Annotated in this window: 6 protein-coding genes; all 6 read right to left on the reverse strand. The window is 47.0% G+C overall.

All coding sequences use genetic code 11. The features are described from left to right. Positions 1-13: 13 nt before the first annotated feature. On the reverse strand, positions 14-4,561 hold the full coding sequence (locus J2736_RS14600; RefSeq protein ID WP_310499331.1) for a polysaccharide lyase family 8 super-sandwich domain-containing protein: 4,548 nt from the start codon (positions 4,559-4,561) through the stop codon (positions 14-16). A gap of 116 nt (positions 4,562-4,677) precedes the next feature. Then, positions 4,678-6,336 (reverse strand): extracellular solute-binding protein, encoded by a 1,659-nt coding sequence (locus J2736_RS14605; protein ID WP_310499332.1) that lies wholly within the window; start codon positions 6,334-6,336, stop codon positions 4,678-4,680. 42 nt (positions 6,337-6,378) lie between these two features. Beyond that, positions 6,379-7,251 carry a carbohydrate ABC transporter permease gene (locus J2736_RS14610; RefSeq protein WP_310499333.1) on the reverse strand — a complete coding sequence of 291 codons (873 nt, stop codon included), beginning with the start codon at positions 7,249-7,251 and terminating at the stop codon, positions 6,379-6,381. 13 nt (positions 7,252-7,264) lie between these two features. Further along, positions 7,265-8,212, reverse strand: coding sequence for an ABC transporter permease (locus J2736_RS14615; protein WP_310499334.1), 948 nt, complete (start codon positions 8,210-8,212; stop codon positions 7,265-7,267). Between the two features lie 243 nt (positions 8,213-8,455). Continuing rightward, entirely contained in the window at positions 8,456-10,687 is a 2,232-nt protein-coding gene (locus J2736_RS14620) for a helix-turn-helix domain-containing protein (RefSeq protein ID WP_310499335.1), read from the reverse strand. 231 nt (positions 10,688-10,918) lie between these two features. Beyond that, on the reverse strand, positions 10,919-11,836 hold the full coding sequence (locus J2736_RS14625; RefSeq protein ID WP_310499336.1) for an AraC family transcriptional regulator: 918 nt from the start codon (positions 11,834-11,836) through the stop codon (positions 10,919-10,921). Between the last annotated feature and the right edge of the window lie 92 nt (positions 11,837-11,928).

The following is an 11,928-nucleotide window of genomic DNA, read 5'->3' on the forward strand; positions in this document are numbered from 1 at the left end:
GAAATCATTTACTTCAATTATTCCTTCCGAAATCAATCTCTACTTTTCCAATTTGCGGGTTCCACGGATTTACACTTGTGTTGCGGAAAGCAATCTTTAGATAAGACAGCCCCGATGGAATCGAGGTGGATTGATACACGATCTTACTCCAGTAGGTGCTATCCGGAAGTTGTGGTCCAACGTTGATCTTTTCCATGGAAAGCGGCTGATAAGTAATACCATCCGCCGATCCGTACACGCTAAAGTCAACCGTTGGTTCTCCTTGCCAGAAGTAACTCGTAATCTGATAGGAGGTCATTTCGAGTGGTGTTCGATAGACAATCGCTTCTTCCGTGCTCGTTCTCCTAGTGAGTCGCCCCATATCTCCGTACATCTTATCACTATTTGCCGTGTCAATCTTCATATCGGTTCCGTTCTTATACAGCAGATTAAAAGTATTGAGTTCATCGGTCAGTCTGCCTGGGATAACGACAATGGCCTTCACTGACTTCCATTCGTAAATCGCCGTAATCTCCGCAAGCCCGCTGCTTATAGCGGTAACTAAACCAGTGGCACTCACGGTAGCAATGGCTGGATTGGAGGAAACATAACGCACACCATTGGTTACAGGACCTAGCACTTGGTTATTGTAGACAGCCGTTACAACCGATTGGTGGGTTTGCCCTACCGCTAACTCGTAGGAGGTGCTATCCAACTGGAGGGACGAAACGGTCTCCACAGGTACACCCAGCTTTAGTTTCGCTTTCATTGTTTTTCCGGCAGCTTTATTCACATAAACACTCAATTTAATCGTTGGATAAATTTGCGTAATCGTCACGTTGGGATCAGCGGATAGAACAGCTGCCGCTCCTTGATCCACCTCGATTTCAAGACTTGCAGATTGCGCTTGTGTCGGATCAGAAACACCGATTTCCAGCTCATCTCCAATCTGACGTACCATCACGGACGACTTGCCGGATGATGTCATCCCGCCAGCTGTCTGAACGGCATCGTTCCAGAAATTTGCTGCGGTGATCTGCAACTTATGGTCTCTCACAGCCTGAACTGCCGAACTGTTCACGAGAATGTCGATGTCGGGGTTAGCCGCATATTGCCCCACCTGAGCCGCTGATTGATTCGGCAGAAAAACATATTCGTACGCTTGGTTCGCTGGATTCACACCGTGATCAAGCCAAAGCGTTGCATAGTTCCGCGTAATCGGATCTGCGCTTCCATACATAGCATTCAAACGGCTCCAAGTGCCCGTTCTCGCTTCCCTTAGTCCTTTGACTGTCGTCGATTGCGGGAAGTAGTAGCCGCCTGTTCCCTCCAGTTGGATCCAGTTCACACCGTTCATTTCCTCCTGCCACCCCAAGGTGGAAGGCTTCACCGTCCCGTTAACCGTGAGCGTTTGATTGCCTGCCGCATTCAGCATCCGATTATCGACAATCGTTTCAATGGTACGGTTATCGGATGATTGAATGCCTGCTCCAAGTGCGACGATCTCGTCATCAAACATAAACCAGGACTTTTTCGCTGTAAGCGTCGAATTGTAGGCTTTCAACTCCATACCGGAAGCACCAAACTGATCGCCCAGCTCTGTTCCGCCTACCCAGTTATTCGGTGTATACTTATTCGCTTCGGACTGATTCTCTGGCCGCGTACGCGTATCTACGGTCGTCCCCGGCATCCGATACGGATTCACTGTCGGCCAGAAGCCATCGGTATAGGGACTGCTATCGCCATTATAGAAGTACGTTGTGCCTTCTCCCGCATACCAACCCGTGTTGTTCTCGCCATTTCCTTGCTCATAATTCAGAATTCGGCTCGAATCCATCGCTAATCCAAAAGCATAATCCGTTCCTGTATGGACAACGCGATCCATGCTGGCATAATTTTGGTGCGTTGCTACCGCCTCGCGTGGCAGAATTGCAGGATTTTGAATCACGTTCTTAACTAACGGAATCGCGCCAAGCGGTAGATCTTTATACAAGCTCTGCGCCTCAGCTTCTCCTTGAACCCAACCTTTCACCATCCGTTTAAAAGCAAGTGCTGACCGCTGCGGAGCGAACTCGCTCAGTTTGAGAATCGCCGCAATAATATCATGTCCGGCGTTTAGATCCGTCTTTTGCGGCCGTGAGATTTCTCGGCCTCGGACCATATCCATAACCGCACCCTTGTACATGAGCGGCTCGAAGCTGTCAAACACCGTTTGGAATAGAAACTGCTTCGAGGTCTGATTCAAGTCCCATTGCGACTGATCGAGCAAGTAGACCAAATCACTTATGCTGGCGAGCAAGGACTTGCCGTAGCCGCCCGTATAAGGATGCGCAACGTGAGCGATAAAGGAACCATCCACATAGAAGCCGTCGCTAACCGTTACATATTTCAGTACATCTGCAAGAGCGTCTCTAGAAAGCATAAGTGCGTTACTATCTTGCGTTACAATGCCTCGGACCGCGACCGACGTGGCCCGCCATACCCGGTTAGCCCCTTCATCCGTATACCCGACGCCATTGGCAGGGGTCGGACAGGCATTTTCAGCTGCGTCCATATAATGCTTGCGTTGTTGAGGCGTGAAATAGTCATACATCAGCGCAGTAATATCCGTCACTTGCATCGGGGTAGCAATTTGGAAGTTATAGAATTCATTATTGTACCCTTCAAGTGTCGATGATTCATTGAACCAGTTCGTGTACAACCAATCCATCGCATGGGCAATGTCCTGTGCAAGTGTCTCATTCTGGTAGAGAGTGCTTCCTGGCGTTGCAAAGGCGATCGCCATGGTCCGCAATCTCGCATAGCTCGTTACGACTGACGTGGAGTTTTGCGTGCTGAGATCGCTCCAAATGGACGTACGATTCGGCGTTTTAAGCATCGAACTCCACTGGGCTTGAGCCGAGTTCGTCCGTTTGGTGAAGGCCGCTGCTACATCGGCATCGTTTAAGTCCAGCGTGTTGCCGCCGATGAGCTGTGTTTTCCATTTGTCTCGTAGCACGCGATACGGATCGGTCACTTGCACCTGCAGGGAAGCAGTCTGACCTGCAAAAGTAATTTGAATCTGCGCCGTACCTTCCGCCAAAGCAGTTAGTTGGCCTTGCGCATTCACTGCAGCAACTTCAGGATGGTCGGATAGGTAAGAGGCCGTTAGGGTCACATCATGAACCGTCGTATCTTGCAAGACCGCTGTGGCATGCAGACTGCGGTTTTGCTTCACTTCCATTTGAAGGCTTGGCGCTTCACTGACTTGAAGAGATTGCATTTGCGCTGGCGTCACCACGACGATCGTCGTCTGTGCAACTTGCCCTTGATAATTGGCAGTAATCGTTGCGCTGCCTGCCTGCGTGGCGTTTATTACGCCCGTTGATGCATCAACGGCAACGACTTGTGGAGCTGATGAGCTGTAAGAAGCTCCGTTCGTAATCACTGCGGTCGTTCCTCCTTCATAAACAGCTTGCAAAACAGATGAATAGCTTGATCCTGACGCCATGTAAAGCTGGTTTGAGCCAAATTGAATATGATCCAGTCGTTTGCTGACGGTTACCGGCACGGTTGCCGATTTTCCTTGGTAAATGGCGGTGATTAGAGCGGTGCCGATATCCACGCCTGTCAGTTGTCCCGTACTCGCATCGATCGAAGCGATGCTCGGATTGGACGATGCGTAGACAGCTTCGGCTGGAAGCGGCGAAGAGGAGCTATCCGCAAGCACCGCGTGGGCGACCGCTGCCGTTTGCGAACCGCTGTTTACGGCATATGCTGGCTCAGCAAACGCAATCGAGCTTACCTGCGGCACCACGGCCGGGACCTCGATCAATTGGATATCATCGATATAATGTTTGCTGCCCGCTACAGCTGCTGTTGTATCGGATAGATAAATCGTCACGTTGGTATACACGCCTGAGTTGAATGTGCCACTGGTGTACAATTGCCAAATCGGATTAGCATTGTTGGTTGTCTGCACACGGCTATTGCTCAGTTCCACCGCTGCAGCATCATTCCTTGCATACACGCGAAATCCGCCGCCGCTCTTGGCGTAGAAGCTCAGCTTGTAGTTCGTATTCGGCTGCACGGGAATATTCACTTTCTTGGAATTGCCGAAACTAGCTTGCGAAGTCAGTCTTAATGATTTGCTGCCCGTGTACTTATCCTCTGTGACTATCGCAGATGCTGAACCTACGCTCCATCCGGTTGCATCCTGTTCAAATCCAGGATTAACGAGCGGGTTGACGGTCACCACAGCGCTAGCCGTCTGACCTTGAAACAGCGCTGTTACGTAAGCGTTTCCAGAAAACAAACCTGTTGTAACGACACCTGCGTTATTCACAGTTGCCACGGACGGACGAGAACTGTAGTAGCTGGAACTTGCCGTCACATTCGCTTCACTGCCGTCGGCATATTGGGCGTTAACAACAGTAGCATGCGTTTGATTCCCAGACAGCGAATAAGCATTCGAGTCCAAACGAATTGAAACCAGTGCAGGACCCGAGTTGGCGTGAGCGGCAGGAGTTCTCCACGTTACTCCTGCTAGCTGAACCAATAAACAAAGGATGAGCATCACAGCGCTTGCGGGCTTGCTTCTCATTAAATTCCCTCCTATTTGCTATGAGAGTAGTACGAAAATTGCTTTTCAACTTAGTTAAATGCGGACCACTGTCTGTCAGACAATGATCCGCTCTATTCACCTTATTTCCCTAATCTTTATTTCCCAGCTTGTTTTTGTTGTTGAACTAAGAGGTCGTAAACATCTTTGATGGAGACCGCATTCGTTTTATTTTGCTTATACCAGTTGTTGTAGAATTCGTCTACCTTGTCTCCGCCAGCCTTAGTCCATGTACCCTGAATGTTCGTAATCACACTATCTGCGGAATAGTTGCCTGTCACGACGGATTTTTTCAACTCATCGTCAAAGTTCACACTAGCGACAATAGTATTTAGCTCAGAAGGCAAAGATGGCAAGCTTAGATCAATAACCGAACCTGGCATTGGGTTGCTTGGGTTCAAGTAGATTTTGCGAGCTGCTTCAACCAACTTTTTGTATTCCATTTGCGTCGCGTTGTTAGCATCAAGCAGATCTAGTACCGGATCACACTTCATCATGGATTCTTCGCTAACAAGAATGGAATAATCGGCATTCCAGCTGCGTTCTGCTGTGTTCTTCGCAGCATCTGTTGGAACCGGGCAGCCATTGGCATTCGGCTTATAGTGCTCCCCTTCCGTTCCCCAACGAAGCGTCTTCACCGTTTTCTCTGTGTTCAAAAAGTCGATATATTGCATGACCGCTTTCGGATCTTTCGCTTTCGCATTGACAACACCAGCCATCGTGAACGGCGTATTAATTGCAGGGCTGAATTGGCCGTTCGGCGTGCTTGGCAGTGCAATTGGCGTCACTTGTGCATTGGGGTCATTCTTTCTCAATGATTCGAATACACCTTGTGCTTCGCTGCGCTGTGTCATATAAAATCCGAGCTTACCGTTAATAAAATCACGTTTCGCTTTATCCCCGTTCTGATCCGTCAAGAAATCCTTATCAACGAGGCCGCCATCGAATAGTTGCTTCTTAAAGGCTGTTGCTGCTTGCATATTTTTCCAAGACACAGAGAAAGCACTGTTCTGATCTTGATAGTTCGTGTTATACGGTACACCAAACATATAATCAGCAACTTTCCAGTTCAAGAACCCGCCAAGTGCCATGCCGTACGTATCTTTCTTGCCGTTTCCGTCAGGATCTTGTTCGACGAAAGCTTTCGCGATTTTCAACATATCCTCTGCTGTCTTCGGCGCTTCTAGGTTCAACTTCTTCAGCCAATCCGTACGTACCCACAGCATCCAGTTGATATCACCTTGGCGTACAGCGCCGATGTCGTAAATTTTACCGTCCGCACGGGTACCGAGCTTTTTCAGAACCGGATATTTCTCCAACTGCTGCTTATAGACCGTGCTGTATTTATCAATCATATCGTTTAACGGCATTAATTGTTTACTTTCATACCAAGTCGAACGGTCAGGCGCGTTATAGTCGACGATAATATCTGGCGCGCTTCCCGATGCGAACAGCACGTTTAATTTATCAATCGTTTTGTCGCGAGGCACAGGTACGATTGTAAGATCAACAGGGCCATTTTTGTTCATATAATCAACCCAACGATTTTTCTCGAAGTTACCTTCTTCCGCAGGAATTTTAGCCCGATCGTAGACAGTGATCGATACTTTTCCCTTTGCCGCTGGCGTTGCAGCAGCACTCGGAGAGGAAGTAGAAGTTGATGTCGTTTTCTCCTCTTTCGCACAGCCTGTCAGAACCATCCCAATTGCTGCTGTTGTTACTAAACCTGCGTACACCCATGTCTTTTTGTTTTTCATACGAACCCTCCTGAAATAAATGTGATTAATCATTCATGTGGTTTACCCTTTTATCGAACCGACCATAATCCCCTTAACAAAATACTTCTGTAAGAACGGATACAAGATCAGCATAGGGACAATCATAATGAAAATGCTTGAAGCTCGAATCGCTTCTGGGGTAATCATTTGCACCTGGTCAGGTTGCACTTGATCCATTTGGCGAGAGAAGCTATTTGCTACCATCTCTTGAACCATAACGGCCATGTTCTTTTTGTCGCTGGAGTTAATATAAAGCATGACATTCAAGAAAGAATTCCAATGTCCGACGGCATAAAATAAAGTGAGCGCAGCCAGTACCGGCATAGACAGCGGCAAGATGATTTGCAGAAGGAGTCGCGCTTCGCTTGCTCCATCGATTCTCGCTGCTTCTTCGACTTCGTCGGGAAGCGTTTCAAAAAACGTTTTTAACACCAACATGTTGTATACGCTGATAAGCGAGGGTAGCCAAAGCGCCCAGTACGTGTTCACGAGTCCTAGATTTTTCACCAACAAGTAGTTGGGAATTAATCCTGCGTTGAACAACATTGTAAACAAGATCAGCATGGTATAGAATCGCCGGCCTTTGAACGCTTTCTTGGCCAGCGGATAAGCGGCTAGAACGGTGAAACCCATATTTAAACAAGTACCAAAGACGGTAATGACGATGCTGTTCCAGAACGCTTTGCCAATACCTGTACCTTCAATAACAAGTCGGTAATTATCCAAATTAAACCCGACCGGCCACAATCCCACCTTGCCTGAAACGACGGCTTGTTCTGAACTGAAGGACACGGCCAACAGATAGATTAATGGGAGTATGCAGATAAAACCGATAACGCCCATCACCGCATAATTGACGGAGTAGAAGATCCGTTCTCCAGATGACTGTTTCATGTGATCTCCCCCTTCACCATAATCCGTGATTAAACTTGCGTGCAATTGTATTCGCCGTTAACACCAAGATCAGTCCAACAAGCGATTGAAAGAACCCAAGTGCTGTCGTCAAACTGTATTTTGCTTGGCCCAAGCCGATGGCGTAACTCCAAGTAGAGATAACACTCGCAATATCTCGAACGCTCGCATTTTGCAGGACATAGATCGCATCAAATCCGACATCCATCACATGCTCTAAGGATAAGATCATCATGAGAACAATGACGGGCATGATACCTGGCAGTGTAATGTGCCAAATTTGTTTCCACTTGTTCGCCCCATCTAGAGAGGCAGATTCATACAAACTGGTGTCGATGCTGCTCAGTGCTGCGAGATAAATAATAGATCCGTATCCCGCTTCCTTCCAAATATGAGAGCCTAGAAATACGGCCAGCCAAGACCCTTCTTTATATAAGAATGGGTACGAATGACCCGTCAAACGCTCCAAGAGGTTATTCACGATGCCGTGCTCTTGCGCTAACAAAAGTACAACAAATGAACCCACGATAACCCAATTCAGAAAATGAGGTAAATACAGAACAGTTTGTATCGTTCGTTTGAAGAACTGCGCTTTCATTTCATTCAGCAAGATGGCGATGATAATCGGGAATGGAAATCCGACGACCACGGTCAGGAAGCTGATCATCAGCGTATTACGAATGACCTTCAACATATCTGGATTTTTAAATAACAGCTGGAAATTATCGAAGCCTACCCAAGGACTGTGCAAAATACCATCATGTAAGTTGTAATCTTTGAAAGCGAGTACGAGTCCACCCATCGGCACGTATTTGAAAAGTACAAAGTAGACCAATGCCGGTAAAAACATAACGAATAACCAGCGATCCTGACGTTTGGTCTTCTTTACTACCTGTGTGCTAGACGAAGATAAAACCCCTACCGCCTGTTTCACGTTGTCCATCCAATCCTCCCCTTGTTCACATTCTGTGTGTTGCATGTTGTACCCTTATTAAAACGGCTACACACAGCCTTCGACAAGAGCTCATTTTCATGCTTTACGCACGATATTCTGGTTGGAAAGGATGAGGCGGATTTATGATTATCATCTAGAATTTTGTATACTATAAAAAATGGCCCAAACAGCGCTCCACTCCTACGGAATCGCCATTTGAACCTTATTCACACAGCCATTTGCCTCCTAGTACTACTCGCCTTTCCCTAACTTGCGATAATCCCCTGGAGTGATCTCTTCAATCTTTTTAAACATCCGGATGAAGGATAATGTATTGTCGTAGCCCACCTGTTTGGCGATCTCTTGAATTGAATCATTGGAGACATTCAACAGAACTTTAGCTTGCTCAATTCTCAAACCTGCCAAATACTCCGTAAACTTAATGCCAATCTCATCTTTAAAAAGCTGGCTGACATACTTCGTGCTTAGATTAAAATGTTCACTCAATAGATTCAGTGATAAATTAGAGTCCCCATAATTGGCATCAATATACGCCTTAATACGTGGTGCCGTAGAATGCACGTTGCGTCGCTCACGTAATTCCTTCAGTTGATCGTCTGTTCGCTCGAGCCAATTGTAATAACGACTCATCGTCACTTCGACAGTCTCCAACTGACCAATCTCAGCCTGCAGCTGAGGGAAAGCCGTTTCTTCCCAGTAGCCTCGGTATTCGGGCAGCATTTCCTGAAATGCCGCATTCCATTGATAGTTCATATAATCCACAATCATCCGTAATTCTTGACGGGACATCGTATCTTGCTTCATCGACTCCGTCAAACGACGGAATAACGGCTTCCACTCGGCATTCCCTTGCTTAAATTGACCGGCAATGACACGAATTTCATGATAGTGACCATAAGCCGCTTGGCTGTTCACTTTCACTTCACTGGAGGAAATGACTTGGTCTGCGCCAAGCACGATTTTGTAATCGAGCGCATGCATCGCTTCCTCATAGGACAACGAAACTTCGCTCACATCCGTAACGTCACTGCCAATTCCGACGGAAACCGTAAATTTCAAATGATTGCGGATCCATTCGTTGAGTTCCCCGGCAATATGAGCCGCAACTTTTCTTCGATCCTGAGGATTCTGCGTATCCGGCAACACCTGTATCGCCGCTCCCAGACGCGTTGCATCCATCCACGCCATCCAAATGCGGCAACCGTGCTTGTCCGCGATTTCTTGCAGCGCATTTTGCACGACAAACTTAAGCAAAATTTGATCGCGATAATCATATAACTTCGTAAACTCCGTATATCCATCAATACCGATGGCCATCACATGCCAATAATCGTAGGCATCCGTACTTTCAAGAAGGCTAGCCTCCAGCCGCCAATCCTCATCGGAGAACATCCGGTTACCGGTCAGCAAATCATGGATGAAACGCTGACGGCGATAGGCCACTCCTTGCGCTTGTTGTTGTTGATATTCATTCGACTGCTCGATGAGACTCGTAATCGCCTTATCCAAGAACTGCAATTCGTCCTGCCCCTCCGAATCTTGGAATAACTTGCTTTTGGAGGAGGAAGAACTCTCTAGCTTGTCCATAATCGCCTTTAGCGGCTTATAATTGCGCCTAGTCACAAATACAATCCACGCAATTCCGCTCAGAATCGCCAGAAGAATAATCACTAGCCAAATCATCGGGATCGTAGCAAACAATTTGAACGTACCGCCGTCGTGCAGCCCGCTCTCGATCTGCCAACCCGAATAGCTTGAAACCAACGTTGTCAGCGTTGTTGTGTGCCCAATCTCGCTTTCCTTGACGACCTGATTCCCTGCTTGGTCTACAATATCTACATAACTAAATTTAGAAGCTGACATATCCTTTACTAAGCTGGCAATCGCTTTCACGTTGATGTTCACAACGACGAACCCTTTTTCACCCGTCAGCAGCGGCACACCCCTAACCAATGACACAACTGAATTCACAGGTGCATCGTCGGATTGCTTAAAGGAACGAACCGGTACCCAGCCTGGTGGAATGCCGTCCTGTAGGAGCTTGCGAATAAACGTATACTCCGTTGAATCGCTTGCCTGCATGAGAGAATCCTTCATCAATACAGACTGATCGGTTGCCCTATATAAATACAAAGAGTCAATTTCAGGAATTAGTGAAGTCAGCTCTCCTATTTTTTTTGAAGGAATGAACTGTGAGTTATAGCGATCTTCCGGAGTATTGTAAAAAAATAAGTGAGCGCTTTCATCATTGTTGAATGCATTAACAACGAGCTGCTCGACTTTCTTTAACGTAAAATCAACCGTACTCAATACTTGTTCCGTATACACGTGATTAGCCTGCTTAGCTTGATTTGAAGAAATGTTATTCACCATGTAGAAGAATACAAACGACAGCACGAAAGTCACTAATATCAATACAGGAATATAGGAAAGCAGTAAGCGATTAAACCATTTTTTTGTCATAATTCGTTCCCCTATGTCTGTATGGTCGATGATAATACTCTACACAAAAAGGGAATATTCGTCTAGTTCCCATCGAACTATTAGAGTATCCCCAGCGAAAACATTTATAAGTCTAACTATCAACAAAGCGCGAGGAAGATTCAATATTCTTTTTTCCTGAATGTTATCAAATATCCATGTGATCGAACATTTCTGCCTTTTTGCTTATGGGTACGAAAAATGTATGAATAATCAACTATTCTCGAACGCTTCCGGTACTGGTTTATTGTGAAATGCTTTTATATCTTGCAACGGAGGAAGTCCGAAAAGCCGGCGGTATTCCCTGCTGAATTGAGCCGGGCTCTCGTAACCGACTTCCAGCGCAGCAGCCGTGGCGTTCGTGGAGCCGTTCAACATGAGGCGTCTCGCTTCCTGAAGGCGTAGTTGCTTCTGATATTGCAGAGGAGCGATCGTCGTGACAGCTTTGAATTTATGATGAAGTCCTGAGACACTCATTTTGGACGATCTCGCGACCTCTTCGATAGTAAAGGTCCTGTTGTAATTCTCCTTAATCCAAGCAATGGCTCGACTAATCCCCTCGTTCTGCTGGTCCATAAACACCCTTTGGACAAACAAATGACCATAATCTCCCGTCAGCAAGCGGAAAATCATCTCACGCTTGATCAGAGAAGACAAGAAGCGGACTTCCACTTCAGGTTTACTTCGCAGTTCTAGGAGCCGGATGAATAAGTGCTGCAAGTGTTCATCGGATTTACCTACGTAAGCAGCAGGGCCTAACTTTCGGTCGGGCGGCTTTACGCTGATCCCCGTATCCGTCAGGACAGAAGCAATTTCTTCCCCCGTGAGGTCAATTCGCAAGCCCAAATATGGCGATTGCCACCTAGCACCGACGATTTGACCAGAGGCCGGTATATCCATTAACGATACTAAATAGTCTCCCGTACCATAATAGATCGTGTCCTGACCGAGATGAAGCTTTTTTGACCCTTGTAGAACTAGGCAAAAAGAAGGAGTGAGTACACCGGGCATAATTGCCGTCGGCCCGTTACGCCGGACCAGCGAAAAAAAAGGTATGGACGTCTCATTCCGCCCCTCCGTAAGATCAAGCGACTCCACCACATGTAATAATTCTGCCAATTTCGTCTGCATAATAACATCCCTCCATCCTTTTCCCCTTCCTATTATACCCCCTTCCCCTAAGAGTGCCAACCAAGAGTGCCAACCCGACTATCCATCTACAA

Origin of the sequence: Paenibacillus qinlingensis (assembly GCF_031455095.1) — a bacterium.
GTDB lineage: Bacteria > Bacillota > Bacilli > Paenibacillales > NBRC-103111 > Paenibacillus_E > Paenibacillus_E qinlingensis_A.

Bases quoted from the DNA above. Each gene is read 5' to 3' on its own strand.
- J2736_RS14610 (WP_310499333.1), bottom strand. From the start codon at position 7,251: ATGAAACAGTCATCTGGAGAACGGATCTTCTACTCCGTCAATTATGCG.
- J2736_RS14615 (WP_310499334.1), bottom strand. From the start codon at position 8,212: ATGGACAACGTGAAACAGGCGGTAGGGGTTTTATCTTCGTCTAGCACA.
- J2736_RS14600 (WP_310499331.1), bottom strand. From the start codon at position 4,561: ATGAGAAGCAAGCCCGCAAGCGCTGTGATGCTCATCCTTTGTTTATTG.
- J2736_RS14605 (WP_310499332.1), bottom strand. From the start codon at position 6,336: ATGAAAAACAAAAAGACATGGGTGTACGCAGGTTTAGTAACAACAGCA.
- J2736_RS14625 (WP_310499336.1), bottom strand. From the start codon at position 11,836: ATGCAGACGAAATTGGCAGAATTATTACATGTGGTGGAGTCGCTTGAT.
- J2736_RS14620 (WP_310499335.1), bottom strand. From the start codon at position 10,687: ATGACAAAAAAATGGTTTAATCGCTTACTGCTTTCCTATATTCCTGTA.